This is a genomic window from Sphingomonas quercus (assembly GCF_018863195.1).
Lineage (GTDB): Bacteria > Pseudomonadota > Alphaproteobacteria > Sphingomonadales > Sphingomonadaceae > Solisphingomonas > Solisphingomonas quercus.
This window is the reverse complement of record NZ_JAHKRT010000005.1, coordinates 248135-269105: the sequence shown is the minus strand read 5'-3', so window position 1 is coordinate 269105 and position 20971 is coordinate 248135. Positions and strand designations below refer to the sequence as shown.

Genomic DNA, 20971 nt, shown 5'->3' with positions numbered 1-20971 from the left:
GAACCTGATCGGGTCAGCAGGCTAGAATTCGCGCACCAGCGTCCGCACCACGCCGAGCCAGGTCGGGCCGGTGACGACCTGCTGGCGGCTGCCGGCGCCGGGCGGCAGCAGGTGGAGCTTGTCGGCGTCGCGCTGGAGCAGGCGGCCGAAGGCGAAGCGGCCGCCCGGGCGGGGCACCAGCACATCGCAATTCAGCGCCGCGCCAAACGCCTCGGGCGCCATCCGTTCCAGCCAGAGCGTGTCGCCGGCGCGATAATCGCCGATGCTCGCCTCGACCTTCATCGCCACGAAGCCGGCGGCGGGGCGCGGCGCGACGGCGACCTGCGCGCGGCCGGGCGCAACGGCGCCGGTCGGGCCGAGCGTGGCGGCGACGGGCACGTCCTCGCGATCCGGCAGGGTGACGAGATCCGCCGCGGCGACGCCCAGGGCGGTGGCGATGCGGTTCAGCCAGCCGACCGAGACGGTGCGCGTGCCAGTCTCCAGCCGCCCGATGGTCTGCGCCGTGGTGGGCGGGGCGCAGCGGTCCGCAACCTCCTGGAGCGTCAGCCCCTTGGCGCGACGCACCTCGCGTATGGCGGTGATCATCGAGCGCCCTCCATTGAACCGTATAGGTAAAAACACTTTCCTACAAATAGGCGATCGTGGCAAGGGCCGCGCCGGGCCGGAACAAAAGGAGATCTTGATGACGATCGACGTTCGCGGCCCGACCTCTGCCGACCTGCCCAATCGCCTCCTTGCGGAGCGTGCCCTCGACGAGCGCCGGGCGCCCGGCCGGGCGGGGCGGCCGGCGCGCAGCGTGACCGTAAACCTCGCCGAATCGCCGCTCGGCTGGCTGAAATCACGCGGGCTCGTCAGCCCGCGCCAGTTCGAGGCGGGCGAGCGGCTGCGTGCGGACTGGACGATCGCCGGCCTCGGGCCGCGGGTGACGATGCGCTGGGACGCGGCGCCGCGCGGCTCCGTGCCACGCGGCCCGGACGCGCCGCTCGACCCGACGCTGGCGCAAATCGCGGCGAAGCGCCGCTGCGACGCGGCGATGGCGGCGGTGGGGCCGGGCCTGGCCGACGTGCTGTGGCGCGTGGTGTGCGACGGGCAGGGGATGGAGACGGCGGAAAAGGCGCTGGGCTGGCCGGCGCGGGCGGGCCGCGTGGTGCTGACGCTGGCGCTGGATCGGCTGGCCGATTTCTACGGGCTCGGTTGAGCTGCCTGCATTGTGTCACCAAATGCTGTTATGAGGGCGCGTCATCGCCGGGGCGATCCCGACCCGTCACGCTGAACCTGCTCAGCATCCACGCATCCATGAGCCCGGGAGCCGGCGGCGGGGTGGATGGTGAAACAGGCTCGGCCTGACGAAGACGGAAGAAGATCGCGGCGAGGACGGGCATAAGAGAATAAGGAGACCAACCCTGCCCACCACCGTCAATGAGATCCCCGCGATCCTCGACGCCTTGTGCGACGCCTATGACCGTGCGGTCGGCAATCTGCGCGCGGCGCTGGCGCGCTACATGGCCGGCGGCGCGCCGCCGAGCGCCGAGGAGCGCGCGGCGGGCGCCTTCGCCTATCCGCAGCTGCGCGTCGTCTATGAGCTGGAATATCCGCGCTCGCCGTCGATGCGCGCCTTTGCGCGGCTGAACCGATCCGGCATCTATGCGACCAGCGTGACGCGGCCGCGCATGTTCCGGGATTATCTGGCCGAGCAGCTGCGGCTGATGGCGACCGATTACGCCGTGGAGATTTCGGTCGCCCTCTCCGATCAGGAAATCCCCTATCCCTATGTGCTGGACGGCGCCGATGGGCTCGACCTCGACAGCGTCCAGCCGGGCGATCTCGCCCGCTGGTTCCCCTCCGCCCGCCTCGCCCATATCGGCGACGAGATCGCGGACGGGGTTTGGCGGCCGGGGGGCGACCACACGCTGCCGCTGGCGCTGTTCGAAGGGCCGCGGGTGGATTTCAGCCTCGCGCGCCTCCGCCACTATACCGGCACGCCCGCCGAGCATGTGCAGCCCTATATCCTGTTCACCAACTATATCCGCTATGTCGACGAGTTCGTCGGCTGGGCGCTGGCCGAGCTGCGGCGGGCGGATAGCCCTTATGAGGCGCTGTCGGTGGCGGGGCAGGTCGTCGTCACCCGCGACACGCAGGACGCAGAGCGGCTGGTGCAGGAGGCCGGATGGCGCAAGGTGCAGATGCCGGCCTATCATCTCATCGCCAGGGACGGCAGAGGCGTGACCCTCGTCAATATCGGCGTCGGCCCATCCAACGCCAAGACGATCTGCGACCATCTGGCGGTGCTGAGGCCCGAGGCGTGGCTGATGATCGGCCATTGCGGAGGGCTGCGGCCCAGCCAGTCGATCGGCGACTATGTGCTGGCCCATGCCTATCTGCGCGACGATCACGTCATGGACGACGTGCTTCCGGTGGAGGTGCCGATCCCGGCAATCGCCGAGGTACAGGTGGCGCTGTTCGAGGCGGCGGAGGCGGTGACCGGGGAGGAGCGCGACACGCTCAAGCGGCGGCTGCGCACCGGCACGGTGGTGACGACGGACGATCGCAACTGGGAATTGCGCTACACGCTGTCGGCGCGGCGCTTCAACCAGTCCCGCGCGGTGGCGATCGACATGGAAAGCGCGACGATCGCGGCACAGGGCTATCGCTTCCGCGTGCCCTACGGGACCTTGCTGTGCGTGTCGGACAAGCCGCTGCACGGCGAGATCAAGCTGCCCGGTCAGGCGAACCGCTTTTACGAGCGCGCGATCAGCCAGCATCTGCGCATCGGGCTGGAGACCGTGGACCTGCTGCGCCGCGAAGGGCCGAAGCTGCACAGCCGTAAGCTGCGCAGCTTTGATGAGCCGCCCTTCCGGTAAGCGGCCCGGCCGCCGGCCTTGCCGCCGACGGCCGATCAGCCTCTCACGCAGTGACCTGCGCGGCGTTGCGCCGGCGGCCGCGCGCGCCGGCGCCGACCAGGCCGAAGCCGAGCAGCATCATCGCCCAGGTGGCCGGTTCCGGCACGGCGTTCTCGATCTGGATATCGCCGCCATAGCTGCTGGCGCCGCCGAACGACGTGCCCTTGATGACCAGCGTCTGCTCGCCCGACTGGAAGAAGACGTTGTCGAACGTCGCGCGGGAGGTGCCGCCCGGGAGATTTTCGATGAGGCCGGATACGCCGTTCAGCATGATGCTGATGAAATCGATGTTCCGGCCGCCGATGATGTTGTTGGTGAAGGAGCCGCTCGCCCAGCCGTTGAAATCATAGAAGAAGGTGAAGGTGTCGGTGAATTCGCCCTCGGTCACGGTGTTGCTGACGCCGGTGGTGGCGCCGCTGCCGGTGGAGACCAGCGTCAGGTTGAAATCAGTGGCGGAGGCGGGGGCTGCCATCGCGGCGGTGGCAGCAAGCGCGGACGCAACATACAGGAAAGTCTTCATGCCAAGCTCTCATGTCCAACCCCCCGGCTTGGCGCATGAATGACATTGCAAACTCCGTGCCAGACGCGAAGAATGGGCGGAATCGCGGTTAACGAGGTAGGGGATTGTAAAGGATAGCGACAGGTCAGAGTTCGCTATCCTAATGAATATCCTTAAAAATTATTGATGTTCGCATTCCCGGACGGCGGCGAGGATCATGCGTTCCCACATCGCGACGTCGCCGACCGCGGCCATCGCGGCATCGGGCTCGCGAAGCGTGCGCAGAACGGCGGCGGCGTCCGCGAGATGATCGCGCCAGTGGGCATCCACCGCCGCCGCCGCCGAGGCCATGGAGCCACCGGCATTGGCCGAGATGCGCTGGCCCGCCAACACCCGGGCGATGCGTTCGCAAACATTCACGGTCGATACGTCCATGGTGGCACTCTCCCTGGTTTTCCCGACACGCTAACGCATGGTAGGGGCCGCACGCCATGCTGAATCTTCGTGAAATCACTGTCCGCCTCGGCGGCCGCGTCATCCTCGACCGGGCGAGCGCCAGCCTGCCGCCGAGAGGCCGTATCGGCCTGATCGGCCGCAACGGCGCCGGCAAGTCCACGCTGATGCGGGTCATCGCCGGCCAGATGGAGCCGGACGAGGGCGCCGCCGAGATGCCGAAGGACGCGCGGCTCGGCTATGTCGCGCAGGAGGCACCGGCGGGCAAGGCGACGCCTTTCGAGACCGTGCTGGCCGCCGACACGGAGCGGGCGGCGCTGCTGATCGAAGCGGAGACGTGTGAGGACATCCATCGCATCGGCGAGATCCAGGAGCGGCTGAACGCCATCGACGCCCATGCCGCGCCCGCACGGGCGGCGAAGATCCTGATCGGCCTCGGCTTCGACGAGGCGATGCAGCACCGGCCGCTCGACAGCTTCTCCGGCGGCTGGCGGATGCGCGTGGCGCTGGCGGCGCTGCTGTTCTCCGGGCCGGACCTGCTGTTGCTCGATGAGCCTTCCAACCATCTCGATCTCGAAGCGACCTTGTGGCTGGAGAATTTCCTGCGCTCCTATCGGGCGACGATCCTGATCGTCAGTCACGAGCGCGATCTGCTCAACAATGTCGTCGATCATATCCTGCACCTCGAGCGCGGCGGGTTGACGCTCTACCCGGGCGGCTATGACGCCTTCGAGCGGCAGCGCGCCGAGCGGCAGGCCCAGCTTTCCGCCGCGCGCGACAAGCAGGTCGCGGAGCGCCAGAAATTGCAGGCGTTCGTCGATCGCTGGCGCGCCAAGGCGAGCAAGGCCAAGCAGGCGCAGAGCCGGGTCAAGGCGCTTCAGAAAATGGCGCCGATCGCCGAGCTGGTCGACGATCCCAGCCTGTCCTTCCATTTCCCGAGCCCGGACGAATTGCGCCCGCCGCTGATCGTGCTGGATCAGGCGGCGGTCGGCTATGACGGCAAGCCGATCCTGCAACGGCTCAACTTCCGGCTCGATCCGGATGACCGCGTGGCCCTGCTCGGCCGCAACGGCAATGGCAAGACCACGCTGGCCCGCCTGCTCGCCGGCCAGCTCAAGCCGATGGACGGGGAGATGACCGCGTCGGGCAAGATGAAGGTCGGCTATTTCACCCAATATCAGGTGGAGGAGCTGGACACGGACGATACGCCGGTCGAGCATATGGCGCGGCTGATGAAGGGGGCGACGCCGGCGGCGGTGCGCGCGCAGCTCGGGCGGTTCGGCTTTTCGGGCGACAAGGCGACGACCAAGGTCGGGCGGCTGTCCGGCGGTGAGCGGGCGCGGCTCGCGCTGGCGCTGATCACCCGCGAGGCCCCGCACATGCTGATCCTCGACGAGCCGACCAACCATCTCGACGTCGATGCGCGCGAGGCGCTGGTGCAGGCGCTGGCCGAATATGCCGGCGCGGTGGTGGTGGTAAGCCATGACCGGCACATGCTGGAGCTGACCGCCGACCGGCTGGTGCTGGTCGATGGCGGGACGGCGAAGGAGTTTGACGGGACGCTGGACGATTACACCAACTTCGTCCTGTCCGGCGGCAACGAGGCGGCGCGGGGCGAGGCGCCCAAGGCCAACCGCAAGGACGAGCGGCGGGCGGCGGCCGAGGCGCGGGAGAAGAATCAGGCGCTGCGCAAGCAGGCGAAGGACGCCGAGGCGGCGATAGCCCGGTGGGAAGCCCGTCGCAGCGAGATCGACCGGGCGATGTTCGACCCGGCCAACGCCGCGCCGCAGGACAAGACCAAGACGATGACGGTGTTGATGAAGGAGCGCGCCGAAGTCGAGGAGAAGCTGGAGGCGGCCGAGGTGGCGTGGATCGCGGCGAGCGAGGCGCTGGAAGCAGCGTGATGATCAGGATCGCGACGCCCGAGGACCTGCCGGCGCTGCGCGCGCTGATGGACAGGGCGATTGCGGAGCTGCAGCGCGATTTCCTTTCGGACGCGGAGATCGTCGCCAGCCGCACGGTGATGGGGCTGGACACCCAGCTCATCGCCGACGGAACCTATGTCGTCGCCGAGCTGGATGGCGGCATCGCCGGCTGCGGCGGGTGGAGCCGGCGGGCGACGCTCTATGGCGGCGATCATAGCGTCGCGCTGCGCGATGCGGCTTTGCTCGATCCCGGGCGGGACGCCGCGCGCATCCGGGCGATGTACACCGACCCCGCCTACACGCGGCGTGGCGTGGGCCGGGCGATCCTCGCCCATTGCGAGGCGGCGGCGCGGGCCGAGGGCTTCACCCGCGCCGAGATGATGGCGACGCTGGCCGGCGTGCCACTTTACGCGGCGTGCGGCTATGCGGTGATCGAGCGGACGGCGTCGGCGCCGGCGGGCGGCGTGGCGGTGCCCCTGGTGAGGATGGGCAAGCCGCTCTAGGCGGCTTGTGCGACGGCGCCGTCGAGGAACGGGGCGAGCACGGCCATGGCACGCTCGACATAAGCCTGCTTCTCGCCAACCGGAGCGACATAGTGGAGTGCGGCCTCCGCGTCCGCGATGGAGGCGCCGCGGGCGATGATCCACGCGGCGAGATAATGCGCCGCGAGGCAGCCGCCGGCGGTGGCGACGTTGCCATGCGCGACGAAAGGCGCGTCGATCACCTCGACGCCCGCCTCGATCACCCAGGGCCGGCTGGTGAGATCGGTGCAGGCGGGGAGCGCGCCGATCAGGCCGAGCCTGGCCAGCAACAGCGTGCCGGAGCATTGCGCGGCGATCAGCTGGCGGGAGGGATCGAGGGGCAGGCGGGCCAGGAAGGCAGGGTCTGCGGCATAATCGCGGGTGCGCATGCCGCTGCCGAGAATGACGGCATCGGCCTCGGCGACGAAGTCGAGCGGCCGCTGGCGGCGCACGGTGACGCCGTTCATCGAGGTGACTTCCTCTGTCGGGGAGGTGATGTGCGCCGCCCAGCCAGCCCCGCGCAGCCGATTGAGGATGCCGGCGGCGATGAACGAGTCGAGCTCGTTGAAACCTTCGAGGGTGAGGACGGCGATCTGCATGGTTGGCGGGTACCGCAAGAGGGAAGGTCTGTCACTTGCGAAGGCGGGAATGCTGAAACAGGTTCGGCGCGACGAAAGAGGCGAGAGAACCAGATAGGTGATTTTCTGCTTGACAGCGTGACGCTGATATGGCACATAGCGTGAACGCTGAGAAATTGCGTCGAGGGCCGGAGCGGTGATCAACCGCTGACCGGCCCTTCGCTTTTCCGGGAGATCACATGGTCCAGAAACGTGCGAAGGCCCGGCGCCCCGTATTCGGCGCCAGGAAGCAGAAGGACTTTCTGGCGGCGCTGGCGATGACCTCCAATGTCGCGGCCTCGGCGCGGGCGGTGAAGGTCCAGGAATCGACGATCTACAAATTGCGCCAGCGCAATCCGGCATTCCGCCGGGCGTGGGCGACGGCGCTCGCCGAAGGCTATGCGCGGCTGGAACTTTCCATGCTGGAACGCGCGATCAACGGCCTCGCCGGCGTGGAAGAGCCCGCGGCGGGCCGCGTCTCCGACCGGATGGCGATGGCGTTGCTCACGCTGCATGCCAAATCGGTCGCGGACGAGCGGGCGCGGGCAGCGGCGGAGGCCAAGGCGGGCGACGAGGTCGCCGTCGGTGATGATCCGGTGGCGGCGCTGCTCGGCAAGCTCGACGAGATGGCCGAGCGGATGCGCGAGGCATGAGCGCCGCTCTGTCGGCGGCGGAATTGCTGGCGATGAGCCCGAAGGAGGAACGGGATGCGCTGATCCGGCGGCTGGGCGAGCAGGCGGCGCGGGCCTATCTCGCCGACTGGCGGAAATGGCGGCGGCCGGGGCAGACGACCCCCGAAGGCGAGTGGCGAACCTGGCTGGTGATGGCAGGTCGCGGCTTCGGCAAGACGCGGATGGGGGCGGAGTGGGTCCGCGCCCTTGCCGAGCGGCGCGGACGGCTGCGCATCGCGCTGGTCGGCGCGACGCTGGCCGAGGCGCGGGCGGTGATGGTGGAGGGCGAAAGCGGGCTGCTCGCCATTGCGCCGGCGGGACAGCGGCCGGATTGGGAGCCATCGCTGCGGCGGCTGCGCTGGCCGGGCGGGGCCACCGCCTATCTTTATTCGGCGGCCGAGCCCGACACGCTGCGCGGGCCGCAGCATCATTTCGCCTGGGGCGACGAGATCGCCAAATGGCCGCAGGGACAGGCCGCGTGGGACAATCTGACGATGGGGCTGAGGCTGGGCAGCCAGCCGCGGGCGATGGCGACGACGACGCCGCGCCCGGTGCCGCTGCTGCGCGCGTTGATGGCGCGCGGCGACACGGTGATCACCCGGGGGCGGACAGCGGACAACCGCGCCCATCTCGCGGCGGATTTCGTGCGCAGCATGACGCAGACCCATGGCGGCACCCGGCTCGGCCGGCAGGAGCTGGATGGCGAACTGATCGAGGATGTCGAAGGCGCGCTGTGGTCGCGCGGGCTGATCGAGCGCTGCCGGGTGCGGGCGATGGCGGAGCGGCGGCGGCTGGTGATCGGCGTCGATCCGCCGGCGGGCATCGGCGCCGATGCGTGCGGCATCGTGGTCGCGGCGCTGGGCGCGGACGGGCGGGCCTATGTGATCGAGGATGCGAGCGTCGCGGGGCTCGGGCCGGAGGGCTGGGCGCGCGCCGTGGCCTCGGCAGCGCGGCGGCACGAGGCGGACCGGGTCATCGCCGAGGCGAATAATGGCGGGGCGATGGTGGAAAGCGTGTTGCGCGCGGCGGAGGCGGCGCTGCCGGTGACCCTGGTGCATGCTTCGCAGGGCAAAGCGGCGCGGGCCGAGCCGGTGGCGGCGCTCTACGAAACGGGGCGGGTGGCGCATGTCGGCGCCTTTCCGGCGCTGGAGGATGAGATGTGCGGGCTGGCGATCGGCGGCGATTATCGCGGGCCGGGACGCTCGCCGGATCGGGCCGATGCGCTGGTGTGGGCGCTGACCGCGCTGATGCTCGGGCGCAGGGGCGAACCGGCAATGCGGCTGGTCGGGTGAGTGCCGCGAAAGATCAGATGTTCGCTCCGGGACGATGAGTGGATGCTGAATAGATTTCAGCATGACGATCACCTTTGACGAGGAGATTATTTATGAGACTTGGTCTTGTACTTGCCGCGTGCGTGGGCTTGATCGCGTGCACCACGCCGGAGACACCGGCGCAGGGGATGTACGAGGCGTTCGGCGCCTATTCGGCGGCGGTGGCGGCGGCGGCCGATTATGCCGAAGGGCCGACCGCCGATCCGGTGATCGTGCGGTCGCTGAACGCGGTCAATCAGGCGGATGCGGTGGTGGCGGCGCGGACCTTCGGGCGGGCCTATGTGCTGTGCGGGGGCAGCAACAGCGCGACGGTGGCGGGCATTGATTGCGCGGCCTTTGCCTTCACCCCGACATCGGTGAGCGCGCAGGCCGGCGCCCTGCGCTCGGCAACGCTGCAGCTCGTGCAGGGGAGGCGCTGAGATGGGCGCTGCCGAGATCGTGCTGAAGCTGCTCGACCTGCTCGTGGCGGGATCGATCGCGTGGGAGCGGATGGCCGCGATCCGCGACCGGGTGGCGGCGATGAAGGCGGAAGGGCGCGATCCCACGCCAGAGGAATGGACCGCTCTGCTCGACGAGATCGGGACGGATAGCGCCCGGCTCGATCGTGCTGCGCGGAGCCTGTGACGGGAGAAAGCGATGTGGCTGTTCGGGAAGAAAGCGCGGGCCGGGGTACGGCCTGCGCTGGGGCGGGCGGCGCTGCCGTTGATCGGGAGCTGGCCCGGTCATTACGACCAGCAGCTGCGCGAGGCGATGGCCACCAATCCGGTGGCGCAGCGGGCGGTGCGGCTGGTCGTCGAGGGATGCGCGCGGCCCCGCTCTATGGCGAGGGCGCCGAGGCCGAGGCGATCGTGGCGCTGGCGCGGCCGGTGATCGAGGCGGCCGCAGCGCACCTGCTGCTGCACGGCAATAGTTTTATCCAGATCGGCACGGACGCCGACGGGTCGCCGGCGGCGCTGTGGGCGCTGAGGCCGGAGCGGGTGACGGTGGAGCCCGGCGCCAATGGCTGGCCGGTGGCCTATCGCTATCGGGCGGGGGAGACGCTGACGCGGATCGCCGCCGAGGACGGCACAGGGCGGCCCGGGATCATCCATGTGCGCGCACTGGGACCCGGCGACGATCATTATGGGCTGGGCTGTCTCGGGCCGGCGATGGGGGCCGTGGCGATCCACAATGCGGCGACGCGCTGGAACAAGGCGCTGCTCGACAATGCGGCGCGGCCCTCCGGCGCGCTGGTCTATGATCCGGGGGAGCCGGGTGCAGCCTTGTCGCCCGAACAGTTCGACAGGCTGAAGAGCGAGATGGAGGCGAGCTTCGGCGGCGCAGCCAATGCCGGACGGCCGATGCTGCTCGAAGGCGGGTTGAAATGGCAGGCGCTGAGCCTGTCGCCGGCGGACATGGATTTCATCGCGCTCAAGGCGGCGGCGGCGCGGGATATCGCGCTGGCCTTCGGGGTGCCGCCGATGATGCTTGGCCTGCCGGGGGACAATACTTACGCCAATTACGCCGAGGCCAACCGGGCGCTGTGGCGGCAGGCGATCCTGCCGATGGCCGGCAAGCTGATCGATGCGATCAGCGAGGGCTTGCGCGCCTGGTGGCCGGACACGCGGCTGATGATCGACCTCGACGGGGTGACGGCGCTCCACGCCGATCGCGAGGCGCTGTGGCGGCAGGTGGGCGCGGCCGATTTCCTGACGGTGGACGAGAAGCGCGAGATGCTGGGGTTCGGACCGATGGAGGCAGGACAGGATGCGGGATGATGTGGAGACGCTGACGCGGCTGATCGCGCAGGCGGACGGCAAGGGATGCGACCTGCTGATGCTGCGCGCCATCGCCGAGGAGGCGAGCGAGCTGGGCGCGGCGCGCGCGATGGAGCGGCTCGGCCTCGCCGACCCCGACGCGCACGGCGATATCGGGGAATTGCGCGAGCTGCTCGGCGCGTGGCGGGCGGCGAAGCGATCTGCGCGCGGGGCGGCGATTGCCTGGGTCGTGCGCTCGCTGCTGGCGATGCTGCTTGTCGCGATCGCGGTGAAGCTCGGCTTTTCCGGGCGGTTCTTCCGATGAAGGGGCTGCGCTTCGCGGGCTATGCAGCGATCTTCGACGCAGTGGACCGCGGCGGCGATGTGGTGCGCGCCGGCGCCTTCGCCGATGCGGTCGCGAAGGGCGCCGAGGCGGTGCCTCTGCTGTGGCAGCACGAGCCGGGCAAGCCGATCGGCAGGATCGAGACGATCGCCGAGGACCAGCGCGGGCTGCGCGTGGTCGGCCGGCTGTCGACCCGCTCGGCGGCGGGGCGGGAAGCGGCGACGCTGCTGCGCGACGGCGCCGTCGGCGGCCTCTCCTTCGGCTACCGCGTAAGGGGGGAGAGGCGGGGAACAAATCGTGAACTCACCGACCTGGACCTCGTCGAGGTCTCGCTGGTGACCTTCCCGATGCAGCCGGCGGCGCGGGTCATCGCGATCGCCGAGGAGGAGGATTGAATGAGCGAGGAGACGGGCATGTACGAGACCAAGACCGACAAGCTGGAGCAGGCGTTCGACGCCGAGGCGGTGGCGGCGCTGAAGACCGAGATGGCGGCGCTGAAGGCGCGCATGGACGCGGCGGCAGTGGCCGCCGGCCGCCCGGCGCTGGATGGAGCCAAGGCCGCCGATCCGGCGAGCGGCGCATTCATGCGCTATCTGCGCTACGGCATCGAGGCGGGCGTGGAGCTGAAGAGCGTCGAGGGGACGAGCGGGGCGGCGGGCGGCTTCGCCGTGCCGCGCGAGATTGATGCGGTGATCGACACGACGCTGAAGTCGATCAGCCCGATCCGCCAGATCGCCAACGTCGTGAAGGTCGGGTCGGCGGGCTACCGCAAGCTGGTGACCACCGGCGGAACGCCGTCGGGCTGGGCGGGGGAGACCGAGGCGCGGCCGGAAACGGCGACACCGACCTTCCGCGAGATCGTGCCGGCGATGGGCGAGCTTTACGCCAATCCCGCCGCCTCCCAGGCGATGATCGACGATGCCGGCTTCGAGTTCGAGGCGTGGCTGGCCGGCGAGATCGCCACCGAGTTCGCGAAGGCGGAGGGCGCGGCCTTCGTCAATGGCAACGGCACCAATCGTCCCAAGGGGTTTCTCACCTATACGGCGACGAGTGAGGGGGACAACACGCGCGCCTTCGGTTCGCTGCAATATGTCGCCTCGGGCGCGGCGGGCGGCTTCGCGGCGGCCAACCCGCAGGACCGGCTGGTCGACCTCGTCCAGGCGCTGCGCGCGCCGTATCGGCAGGGCGCGGTGTTCGTGATGAATGCCTCGACGCTGGCGGCGGTGCGCAAGTTCAAGACCGCCGACGGGGCCTTCCTCTGGCAGCCGGGCCTGGTCGAGGGCCAGCCGGACCGGCTGCTCGGCTATCCGGTGATCGAGAGCGAGGACATGCCGGACATCGCCGCCAACAGCCTGTCGATCGCGTTCGGCAATTTCGCCGCCGGCTATCTCATCGCCGAGCGCAGCGAGACCGCGATCCTGCGCGACCCCTACAGCCACAAGCCGTTCGTGCATTTCTACTCGACCAAGCGCGTCGGCGGCAGCGTGAGCAATTCCGAGGCGATCAAACTCATGAAGTTTGCTGCAAGCTGACGCGCCTCGAGCCGGCCGGCGTGACCGAGCGCGCCGGCCGGCAAGATTTCTCCACCTTTCTGACGGAGCCCTGACATGGCCGACACTTTCACGTCCTTCGTGGATACGCCCGCCGCGCCCGCGACACGGGCGGCGGCGGTGACCCCGCACGACACCAATGCCCTGGCCGACCTGCCCAAGGGGCTTTACATCGGCGGCGCCGGCAACATCACCATGCGCGGCGTCAACGACGCCGCCGACCGGGTGTGGGCGGGCGTGCCGGCGGGCACGGTGCTGCCGTTCCGCGCCCAATATGTGCGCGCCACCGGCACCAGCGCCACCTTCATCCTGGCGCTGTACTGAGCGATGGCGAGCGCGATGGCATTTGGCTGGCGGCGCGTGCCGTCCGCCGGCGGCGCGGTGCCGCCTCCCCCCGTGGTGAACCCCGGCTATGACGTGATCGTGCTCGCCGGCGAGAGCAACATCGTCGGCTATTTCGGCCCGATCGATCCGGTGCTCGACGCGCCCGATACGCGGATCGTGCAGTGGAGCTCCGCCGCGCAGGCGGTGGTGCCGGCGGTCGACCCGCTGGATCACCCGGACCAGGCGGAGCATCCTGAGCACATAAGCACGGTCGGCCCGGGGCTGAGCCTCGCGAAAGCCTATATCGCTGCCGGACGGCTCGATGCCGGGCGGCAGATCCTGCTCGTCCCGCTCGGCATGGGCAGCACCGGGTTCGGCGGCGCCGGTTATTGGGCGGCAGGCGGCGCGGGCGACCTCCACGCCATCGCCAACGTCAACCGCGCGATGGCGGCGGGTGGCGGGGCCAACCGGCTGGCGTGCATCGCCTATAGCGGCGGCGGCCTGGACCGGGCGATGACGGCGAGCCTGTTCGCCAGCCATCTCGACGCGCTCGTCGCCCGGTGGCGGGGGAGCATGGCGGGAGCGGCGGCAAACACGCCGTTCCTCGCCGCGGGGCGTCTCGCCGGCGGCGCCAACACCTCGCAGCCGATCATCGACGCGCTGGAGACCTTGCCCAACCGGGTAGCATATACCGCCCATGTCTCCGCCGCGGGGCTGGTGAGCGGGGGCGACAATATTCATTTGAACGCCGCATCCCAGCGCACGATGGGCAGCCGCTTCATCGACGACGGGCTGCCCGCGGCGATCGGCAATGCGCTGGCGCCGGCACTGCCGTCGGCGCCGCGCGGGCTGGCGGCGGTGCCCGCCACCGGGCAGGTCGCGCTGAGCTGGCGCTGGCCGGCCGCGGGAGTGCCGATGCCGGCCGATTACATCGTGCAATATCGGCCGGGCGGCGACAGCAACTGGGTGACGTTCGCGGACGGTGTTTCCGACGACACCGGGGCGTTGGTGACGGGGCTGGCCGGCGGCCTCGCTTACGAATTCCGGGTGGCGGCCAGGAACGACAGCGGTCAGGGCGACTGGTCGTCCGTGGTCAGCGCGACCCCCGGCATCGTCGAGGAGATTGCCGAGGCGGATGCGCTCCGCCATTGGCTGTACGGCGAGGACAATCCGGGCTTCGTCGACCTGATCGGTGGCGAAACGATGACCGCCGCCTCCACCGTACCGACGCTGCATGCCGGCTTCATGACGACGGCCGGCCGGAACGGCGGCATGTGTGCGGAGGTCACCGCCGATGCCTCGGCGATGACGATCATCGTCGTCGGCCGGCCGACGGCGGCGGCCCTGTCCGGTCTCGGCGCAGCCTATGCGGTCAACACGCGGCTGAGCCTGGCCCAGGGCACCGCGCTCGGCATGCGCGGCGCGGCGATCGCGGATCCGAACAAGTTCACCTTCTTGCCAAAGCCCAACGCGGCGCACCGTGTCGCCGTCGACGCAGCGAAGCTGGCGAGCTGGTGCTTCATGGCGCTGTCGATCGCGGCCGAGGTCAGGCGGATCGACTATATCGGCGATGCGGCGGGTGCGATCGTGTCCGACGACGTCAATGATGGGCTGACCAGGGATTATGCGCCTACGGCCAACCGGATCAGCGCCGGTGACGGCTATTGGAACGACAGCTCCGCCTTCACCGACCCGGCCGATATCGCCGAGCTGATCGTGTGGCACCGGGCGCTCGACCGGAGCGAGCTGGATGCGGTCTATGCGCGCTCCGTGGCGCGGCTGGCGGCGCGCGGCATCGCGCTGAGCTGATCGTCGGGGCGGGGCGCCCCAATCACACCCCGGGGCCGTGACGATGGGGCGCCGCCGGCGCGCGGACGCACGCGCCCGCAATCTGGAGAGAGTGTTATGGAGCAAGCGGCGGTGGAGCAGGCCAAGGCCTATCTGCGGATCGCCGACCCCGGCGAGGATGCGGTGATCGAAGGGCTCGTGGCGAGCGCGCTCGGCCTGTGCGAGGCGTTTCTCGGCCAGGTGCCGATTGCGCGCACCGTGACCGAGACGCTGCCGGTGAGAAGCACCTGGCAACCGCTGATGACGACGCCGGTACGCGCGATCGTCACGGTCGAGGGGGTCGGCGCGGGCGGGGGCGCCGCGGCGCTGCCGGTCGATGCCTATGCCATCGATCTCGACGCGCAGGGGCGCGGCTGGCTGCGCGTCGGCGACGCCGGCAGCGCGACCGCCATCCGCGTCACCGCGGAGGTGGGGCTGGCCGGCGATTGGGCGTCGTTGCCGGAGGCGATCCGGCAGGGCGTGGTGCGGCTGGCGGCGCATTTCTTCACGCGCCGCGACGCGGCCGGCGAGGACGCGCCGCCGGCGGTGGTCGCGGCGCTGTGGCGGCCATGGCGGCGGATGCGCCTGTCATGAGCGCCGAACTGGCGGGGACGATGCGCGAGCGGGTGACGATCCTGCGGCGCGCGCCGGGCCGCGACTCGCTCGGCGGCGCCGCGGGAGAGTGGCTCGAGATCGGCGCGGCCTGGGCGGCGATCGCGCCCGGCGAGGGCGGGGCGGTGGTCGCCGGCAACGCCGTGGCGGCGATGCCGCTGTGGCGGGCCACACTACGTCTGCCGACGCCGGCGACGGTCGACGATCGCCTGTTGTGGCGCGGGCGGCGGCTGACCGTCCGGCGGATGACGGCCGACCCGCGATCACCCGACAGGATCGAATTTCTGGCAGAGGAGGAGCGATAATGGACAGGCTGATGGCGCAGGTCGCGCGGATCGCCGCGGATCGCGCGACGCGGATCGCGGACAGGCTGGAAGAGGCCGCGCGCGCCGAACTGCCGGCGGACGTGACCGTGCGCAAGGACGGCGAGGCGCTCATCATCGAGGGCAAGGCGCTGGCGCGACGCGCGCTGACCGTGGCGGCGTTGCGCGGCCTGACCGTGCTCGCGCGGGCGATGCTGAAATGAGCGCGGCCGCGGCTGTGGTGCAGGCGGCGCTGGTCGCGGCGCTCGCCGCCGATAGCCGGATCGCGGCGGCGGTGTCCGGCGTGCATGACGGGCCGCCGGCGCGCGCCGCCTTTCCCTATGTGGCGATCGACGGCGGCACGACCAGCGACTGGAGCGTCAAGGATGCCAGCGGGCGCGAGCATCGCATCGCCATCACCATCTGGGACGACGGCCGCAGCCCGGCGCGGCTGCACGGCCTGATGGCCGCCGCCGAGGAGGCGATCGAGGCGATGGACGAGGATCTGGACGGGCATCGCATCGCCAGCATCCTGTTCGTGCGTGGCCGGGTGGTGCGCGACGCGGCCGGACCCTGGGCGGGGATGATCGAATATCGGGTGCGCACGCTGGCGACGGAACGCGCTGCGTCCACCTGAACCCGGTTCAGGGTCCGCCCCGGCCAATTGCCCCGGAGACGGCGCGCAGGGGGTGCTGAAACAGTTTCGGCATGGCGGGAGGCAGTGGGGGCCGGATGCCCCCAGGCCAATCGTAAATCAGGAGACGAGCATGGCAGTGGAGAAAGGGTCCGCGTTCCTCTTGAAGGTGGGTGATGGAGCGGCGACGCCGGTTTATGCGACGGTGGCCGGGCTGCGGACGACGCAGCTTTCGGTGAGTGGCGAGGCGGTGGTGGTCACCACCAAGGCCTCCGGCGGGTGGCGCGAGCTGCTGTCGGGGGCGGGCGTCCGCGCGGTATCGGTGTCGGCGGCGGGTGTGTTCACCGGATCGGCGGCCGAGACCCGGATCAAGGCCAATGCGCTCAATGGCACGCTCGACGATTACGAGCTGAGCTTCGAGAGCGGCGAGCGGATGCGGGGCAAGTTCCTCGTCACCCGGCTGGATTATGCCGGCGATTTCAACGGCGAGCGTTCCTACACCCTGTCGCTGGAAAGCTCTGGCCAGGTGGTGACGGCGTGAACCCGGCGCGCGGCGAGACGGCGATCGCCGTCGGCGGGCAGGACATCACGCTGCGGCCGAGCTTCGCGGCGCTGGTCGCGGCCGAACAGGAGCTGGGTTCGCTGTTCGCGCTGGTTGAGCGGGCGGCCGAGGGGCGGCTGATGCTGCACGAGATGGTGGCGCTGTTCTGGCATTGCGCCGTGCCGGCCGAGGGCGAGCTGAGCCGCGAGCGGCTGGGTGAGGCGGTGACCGAAGTCGGGCTGGTCGGCGCGGCGCCGGTGCTGAAGGCGCTGATCGGCGAGATATTGAAGGGGCGATGAGCGGCTTCACCAATGCGGCGGCGCGGCTGGCGGGGCTGGCCGGGGCGCTGGCCGGCTGGCGGCCGGACGAGTTCTGGCGGGCGACACCCGCGGAGCTGGCGGCGGTGATCGCTGCGATCGCCGGCGGGGAGGGGGCGGCCCCTCCCGCCAATACCAGCGACCTCGCCCGATTGCAGGAGATGTTTCCGGATGGATGAGGAACTTGAGCGGATGGTGGTGAGGGTCAATGCCGACCTCGCCCCCTTTCAGCGCGACTGTGACGAGATGAAACGCATGCTGGACAGTGGCGTCGGCAAGGCCGGGCAGGCGGCCGGGCGGCTCATCGAGGCGGCGTTGGGTCAGGCGATCCGCACCGGCAAGTTCGGCTTCGAGGATTTGAAGCGGATCGCGCTCGCCGCGATGTCCGATGTCGCCAGGGCCGCGATATCGAACGGGCTGGGCAGCGTGCTGAACGATGGCGGCCTCGTTTCGACGGGCACAAGGCTGATCGGCGCGGCGCTCGGCCTCCCCGGCCGGGCGACGGGCGGGCCAGTGACGCAGGGCCGCGCCTATATGGTCGGGGAGCGGGGGCCTGAGCTGTTCGTGCCGACGAGCAGCGGCCGGGTCGAGGGGGCCGCAGGCGGGGCCACGCGATCGGTGAATGTCGCGATCAGCATCGGCGTGCCGGCGGGCAGCGCACCGGATGCGCTGGCGCGATCGGGGCGGCAGGTGGCGCGCGCGGTGCGGCGCGCGCTCGACGCGGCGGAGCGCTGAGATGGGCTGGTGGCTGGCGAAGAAGGGCGACGGGCAGAGTAGCGGCTGGATCCGGCGGTTCGACCCGCGCTTCTGGACGGTGAACTTTCCGCGGCCGATGAACGCCTCGGTGGTGACGACCGGCGCCGACGGGCTGCGCGCGGATGCCGTCTTCTACCGGGCGGACGATCTTGCCGGGCTGATCTGGGAGGCGGAGGATCATTGGGATCATCCGCTGCTCGGCTATGAGACGGCGCGGGATTTCCGCGGTCTCAGGCTCGGCTTCCGCTGGAGGTCTGGCGGGCTGATGCCGCTCGACGCGATCAACGGGCCGACCCTGACGATCGAGGGGCGGGACAAGTCGGGCAATCCGCGCGCCTGGTATGTCAGGCTGTGGAATTATGCCGATGGCACGCCGGAAGATGCCGCGATCGCGCTCGATTTCGACGCGATGGAGGGCGGCTTCGACCTGCCGGAGGAGGCCGACCCGGTGTGGCCCGGCGATGTCGACCGGCTGTTCATCAGCCTCATCCCGCCCGATTATACCGGGGAAGATACACCGCTGACCGCGCCGGCCGAGGCGTGGGTGGAGTTGAGCGGCATCGTCTGTGACGGCGTGGGCACGATGCTGCCGATCGGCGACGTGCTGGTGCCGCCGCATGGCATGCGCATCGCGACGGGCTATGACGACCTCTACAATGTCACGCCGGCCCGGATGCTGCGCAATATCCTGCACCTCGGCTATCGCGGCGCGATCAACCATTATGTCGGCATGAGCCATTATTACCGGATGGGGGTGGACCTGCGCGCCATCGCCGAGGGAGGGGCGCTGAACGCGCCGTGCCTGTCGTGGCATCGGGATTTCGTGGCGCGCGCCAAGGCGCTCGGCCAGGATATCATCCTGTCGCTGAGCTATGAGTTGCTCGACGAGAATTGCCCGGAGGCCTGGAAGCAGCGCGCCAGCGACGGGACAGCGGCGCTGACCGGGTGGGATCCGCCGTCGACCCTGTTGTCGCCGGCGAATGCGCAGGCGATGGCGTACCTCCAGACGGTGGCGCGGGCGTTTGCCGGCATCGCCGCCGAGGGCGGGATCAAGGTGCGCTTCCAGATCGGCGAGCCGTGGTGGTGGATCATGCCGGATCGGCGCATCTGCCTCTACGACGATGCGTCGCGAAGCGCCCTCAGCGGCAATCCGCCCGTCATCGACGATGTCCGCGCAGCGATGAGCGCGGCGCAGACCGCATTGCTCGATCAGGCCGGCGCGCTGCTCGCGGCGTCGACTGCGGCGCTGAGAGACGCGGTGCTGGCCGATCATCCCGGCGCCGAGACGCTGATCCTGGTCTATCTGCCGACCGTGCTGGATCAGGCATCGCCGGAGGTGAAGCGGGCGAACGTGCCGGCCGGCTGGGCGAGCCCGGCCTTCGATGTGCTGCAGCTCGAGGATTACGACTGGACGACCGCCGATGATGCCGGCGCCACCGCGCGGGGCGCAGCGGCGATGCAGGCGCGGCTCGGCTATCCGGTGGAGCGGCAACATTATTTCGCAGGCTTTGTGCTGCGGGGCGAGCAGCGCGCGCAATGGCGGCAGATCGACGGCGCTGCCGAGGCGGCGCGGCGGCGCGGCGTGGCGGACACGTTCCTGTGGGCGCTGCCCCAGGTGATCCGCGACGGCTTCGTGCATTTCGAGACAGGCGGGGAGGCGGACGTGCAGGCTTTTGACGATATCCTCTTTCCGCTCGCCCTTGGGCTGGAGGCGAGCGTGGCGCCGGCCTTTTCGACGGCGGTGGTGACGACGGCGGCGGGCGTCGAGCAGCGCAACGCCGATTGGGCGGACGCGCGGATGCGCTTCGATGTCGGATCGGGCGTGCGATCCGAGGCGGACATGCAGACGCTGATCGCCTTCTTCCGGGCGCGGCGCGGGGCCGCGCGGGGCTTTCGTTTCCGTGACGCCTATGACGACAGCTCAGCCGGCATGACGGGCGCGCCGACGCCGCTGGACCAGCCTCTCGGGGCTGGCGACGGCGTGGCGACGGGCTTTCCATTGCGCAAGCTCTATGGCGAGCAGGAACGGCGGATCACCCGGCCGGTGACGGGCAGTGTGCGCGTCGCGGTGGACGGCAGCGAGCGGTTGACCGGCTGGATGCTGGAGGCGGGCGGAATGGTCCGCTTCGAGGTGCCGGTGGCGGCGGGCGCGGTGGTGACGGCGGGGTTCCGCTTCGACGTGCCGGTGCGCTTTGCCGAGGATCGGCTCGACGTGCAGGGGGAGACCTTCCGGGCGGGCGGGGCGCCGTCGGTGCCGCTGATCGAAATCCGGGAGGCGCTGGCGTGACGGCGTGGCTCGACGAGACGCTGACCACCCTCGCCTTCTGCTGGCGGCTGGAGCGGCGCGACGGTGTGACGCTCGGCTTCACCAGCCATGACCGTGATCTGGTGATGGACGGGCTCGTTTATCGCGCGGCCCCCGGCATGGCGCCGTCGGCGATCACCCGCAGCGCCGGGCTGGAGGTGTCGACGCTGGACGTCGGCGGGGCGCTCACCGCCGATGCGATCACCGAGGCGGACCTCGCCGCCGGCCGGTGGGACGGGGCGCGGCTGAGGCTGTGGGCGGTGGACTGGACGGCGCCGGACGAGGCGCCGCTGTTGCTGGCGCGCGGGGAGATTGGCGATGTCGGCGTGGCGGGCACCGGCTTCACCGCCGAGCTGCGGGGGCCGGCGGCGCTGCTGGAGCGGCCGGTGGTCGAGGCGACGTCGCCGGAATGCCGGGCGAGCCTCGGTGACCGGCGGTGTCGCGTCGATCTCGGCGCGCGCACGGCGATCGTGGCGGTGGTCGAGGCGGACGGGCTTGCCCTGCGCATCGATCGGGCGGAGCCGGCGCCGAACGGCTATGGATATGGCCGGCTGCGCTGGCTGGACGGGCCGAATGGCGGACTGGCGGCGGACGTCGCCGCCTCGGCGGGCGACGTGCTGACCTTGCGCGAGGCGCCGGCTTTCGCGGTGACGGCGGGCGAGCGGGTGATGCTGGAGGAAGGCTGCGACAGGCGGCTGGAGACCTGCGCGGCGCGCTTTGCCAACGCGGTGAACTTCAGGGGCGAGCCGCATCTGCCGGGCAATGACCTGCTGACCCGCTATCCGGGGGCGTGAAGTTCGAGGATGC

29 protein-coding genes are annotated in these 20971 nt (G+C 70.3%); 25 read left to right on the top strand and 4 right to left on the bottom strand.

Annotated elements, in window-relative coordinates; genetic code table 11:
* Positions 1–21: 21 nt before the first annotated feature.
* A complete protein-coding gene (locus KOF26_RS11470; protein WP_216324784.1) occupies positions 22–585 on the bottom strand; it encodes a helix-turn-helix domain-containing protein in 564 nt (187 codons plus the stop codon).
* A gap of 97 nt (positions 586–682) precedes the next feature.
* Here KOF26_RS11470 and KOF26_RS11465 point away from each other — a divergent pair, with 97 nt between their 5' ends.
* On the top strand, positions 683–1198 hold the full coding sequence (locus KOF26_RS11465; RefSeq protein ID WP_253201353.1) for a DUF6456 domain-containing protein: 516 nt from the start codon (positions 683–685) through the stop codon (positions 1196–1198).
* Positions 1199–1403: 205 nt separating this feature from the next.
* Positions 1404–2861, top strand: a complete 1458-nt coding sequence (locus tag KOF26_RS11460; protein ID WP_216324930.1) for an AMP nucleosidase — start codon at positions 1404–1406, stop codon at positions 2859–2861.
* A 43-nt stretch (positions 2862–2904) separates the two neighbouring features.
* On the opposite strand, the gene KOF26_RS11455 is transcribed toward KOF26_RS11460, so the two are convergent.
* Positions 2905–3420 carry an FxDxF family PEP-CTERM protein gene (locus KOF26_RS11455; protein ID WP_216324781.1) on the bottom strand — a complete coding sequence of 172 codons (516 nt, stop codon included), beginning with the start codon at positions 3418–3420 and terminating at the stop codon, positions 2905–2907.
* A gap of 159 nt (positions 3421–3579) precedes the next feature.
* On the bottom strand, positions 3580–3834 hold the full coding sequence (locus tag KOF26_RS11450) for a hypothetical protein (protein WP_216324777.1): 255 nt from the start codon (positions 3832–3834) through the stop codon (positions 3580–3582).
* Positions 3835–3890: 56 nt separating this feature from the next.
* On the opposite strand from KOF26_RS11450, the gene KOF26_RS11445 reads away from it, so the two are divergent.
* Both KOF26_RS11445 and KOF26_RS11440 read left to right on the top strand, forming a co-directional pair.
* Entirely contained in the window at positions 3891–5756 is a 1866-nt protein-coding gene (locus KOF26_RS11445; RefSeq protein WP_216324775.1) for an ABC-F family ATP-binding cassette domain-containing protein, read from the top strand.
* Positions 5756–6280 carry a GNAT family N-acetyltransferase gene (locus KOF26_RS11440; protein ID WP_216324772.1) on the top strand — a complete coding sequence of 175 codons (525 nt, stop codon included), beginning with the start codon at positions 5756–5758 and terminating at the stop codon, positions 6278–6280. The genes KOF26_RS11445 and KOF26_RS11440 overlap by 1 nt, the downstream gene beginning before the upstream one ends.
* On the opposite strand, the gene KOF26_RS11435 is transcribed toward KOF26_RS11440, so the two are convergent.
* Positions 6277–6897, bottom strand: coding sequence for a DJ-1/PfpI family protein (locus tag KOF26_RS11435; protein WP_216324769.1), 621 nt, complete (start codon positions 6895–6897; stop codon positions 6277–6279). The two genes, KOF26_RS11440 and KOF26_RS11435, sit on opposite strands and share 4 nt — an antisense overlap.
* Positions 6898–7115: 218 nt before the next feature.
* Between KOF26_RS11435 and KOF26_RS11430 the strand changes: the two genes are divergently transcribed.
* The 21 genes from KOF26_RS11430 (at position 7116) to KOF26_RS11335 (ending at position 20958) form a co-directional block, all read left to right on the top strand.
* Entirely contained in the window at positions 7116–7568 is a 453-nt protein-coding gene (locus KOF26_RS11430) for a hypothetical protein (protein WP_216324766.1), read from the top strand.
* A 32-nt stretch (positions 7569–7600) separates the two neighbouring features.
* Entirely contained in the window at positions 7601–8878 is a 1278-nt protein-coding gene (locus KOF26_RS11425; protein ID WP_435876853.1) for a DNA-packaging protein, read from the top strand.
* A 122-nt stretch (positions 8879–9000) separates the two neighbouring features.
* Positions 9001–9336, top strand: a complete 336-nt coding sequence (locus tag KOF26_RS11420; protein ID WP_216324760.1) for a hypothetical protein — start codon at positions 9001–9003, stop codon at positions 9334–9336.
* A 1-nt stretch (position 9337) separates the two neighbouring features.
* Entirely contained in the window at positions 9338–9541 is a 204-nt protein-coding gene (locus tag KOF26_RS11415) for a hypothetical protein (RefSeq protein ID WP_216324757.1), read from the top strand.
* Positions 9542–9553: 12 nt separating this feature from the next.
* Positions 9554–9787: a hypothetical protein gene (locus KOF26_RS17480; RefSeq protein WP_435876851.1), complete on the top strand. Its 234-nt coding sequence runs from the start codon at positions 9554–9556 to the stop codon at positions 9785–9787.
* Entirely contained in the window at positions 9718–10674 is a 957-nt protein-coding gene (locus KOF26_RS11410; protein WP_435876850.1) for a phage portal protein, read from the top strand. Before KOF26_RS17480 ends, KOF26_RS11410 begins: the two co-directional genes overlap by 70 nt.
* Complete coding sequence (locus KOF26_RS11405; protein WP_216324754.1) at positions 10664–10978, top strand: DUF6127 family protein; 315 nt, start codon at positions 10664–10666, stop codon at positions 10976–10978. Before KOF26_RS11410 ends, KOF26_RS11405 begins: the two co-directional genes overlap by 11 nt.
* Positions 10975–11391 carry an HK97 family phage prohead protease gene (locus tag KOF26_RS11400; protein WP_216324751.1) on the top strand — a complete coding sequence of 139 codons (417 nt, stop codon included), beginning with the start codon at positions 10975–10977 and terminating at the stop codon, positions 11389–11391. Before KOF26_RS11405 ends, KOF26_RS11400 begins: the two co-directional genes overlap by 4 nt.
* Entirely contained in the window at positions 11392–12528 is a 1137-nt protein-coding gene (locus KOF26_RS11395; RefSeq protein ID WP_435876849.1) for a phage major capsid protein, read from the top strand.
* A gap of 75 nt (positions 12529–12603) precedes the next feature.
* Entirely contained in the window at positions 12604–12870 is a 267-nt protein-coding gene (locus KOF26_RS11390) for a spike base protein, RCAP_Rcc01079 family (RefSeq protein WP_216324748.1), read from the top strand.
* Between the two features lie 15 nt (positions 12871–12885).
* The gene (locus KOF26_RS11385; protein WP_216324745.1) at positions 12886–14679 is read left to right on the top strand and encodes a sialate O-acetylesterase; all 1794 of its coding nucleotides are present in this window, start codon (positions 12886–12888) and stop codon (positions 14677–14679) included.
* A gap of 96 nt (positions 14680–14775) precedes the next feature.
* Positions 14776–15291: a head-tail connector protein gene (locus tag KOF26_RS11380; RefSeq protein ID WP_216324742.1), complete on the top strand. Its 516-nt coding sequence runs from the start codon at positions 14776–14778 to the stop codon at positions 15289–15291.
* On the top strand, positions 15288–15614 hold the full coding sequence (locus KOF26_RS11375) for a phage head completion protein (protein WP_216324739.1): 327 nt from the start codon (positions 15288–15290) through the stop codon (positions 15612–15614). Before KOF26_RS11380 ends, KOF26_RS11375 begins: the two co-directional genes overlap by 4 nt.
* On the top strand, positions 15614–15835 hold the full coding sequence (locus KOF26_RS11370; protein ID WP_216324736.1) for a hypothetical protein: 222 nt from the start codon (positions 15614–15616) through the stop codon (positions 15833–15835). Before KOF26_RS11375 ends, KOF26_RS11370 begins: the two co-directional genes overlap by 1 nt.
* Positions 15832–16248, top strand: coding sequence for a DUF3168 domain-containing protein (locus KOF26_RS11365; RefSeq protein WP_216324733.1), 417 nt, complete (start codon positions 15832–15834; stop codon positions 16246–16248). Before KOF26_RS11370 ends, KOF26_RS11365 begins: the two co-directional genes overlap by 4 nt.
* Positions 16249–16378: 130 nt before the next feature.
* Complete coding sequence (locus tag KOF26_RS11360; RefSeq protein ID WP_216324730.1) at positions 16379–16786, top strand: phage tail tube protein; 408 nt, start codon at positions 16379–16381, stop codon at positions 16784–16786.
* Positions 16783–17085, top strand: a complete 303-nt coding sequence (locus tag KOF26_RS11355) for a gene transfer agent family protein (RefSeq protein ID WP_216324727.1) — start codon at positions 16783–16785, stop codon at positions 17083–17085. Before KOF26_RS11360 ends, KOF26_RS11355 begins: the two co-directional genes overlap by 4 nt.
* Complete coding sequence (locus KOF26_RS11350) at positions 17082–17282, top strand: phage tail assembly chaperone (RefSeq protein WP_216324723.1); 201 nt, start codon at positions 17082–17084, stop codon at positions 17280–17282. Before KOF26_RS11355 ends, KOF26_RS11350 begins: the two co-directional genes overlap by 4 nt.
* The gene (locus KOF26_RS11345; protein WP_216324721.1) at positions 17275–17838 is read left to right on the top strand and encodes a tail tape measure protein; all 564 of its coding nucleotides are present in this window, start codon (positions 17275–17277) and stop codon (positions 17836–17838) included. The genes KOF26_RS11350 and KOF26_RS11345 overlap by 8 nt, the downstream gene beginning before the upstream one ends.
* A 1-nt stretch (position 17839) precedes the next feature.
* The gene (locus tag KOF26_RS11340; protein ID WP_216324719.1) at positions 17840–20146 is read left to right on the top strand and encodes a DUF2460 domain-containing protein; all 2307 of its coding nucleotides are present in this window, start codon (positions 17840–17842) and stop codon (positions 20144–20146) included.
* Positions 20143–20958 (top strand): phage/gene transfer agent baseplate hub protein, encoded by an 816-nt coding sequence (locus tag KOF26_RS11335; protein ID WP_216324717.1) that lies wholly within the window; start codon positions 20143–20145, stop codon positions 20956–20958. Before KOF26_RS11340 ends, KOF26_RS11335 begins: the two co-directional genes overlap by 4 nt.
* Positions 20959–20971: the final 13 nt, after the last annotated feature.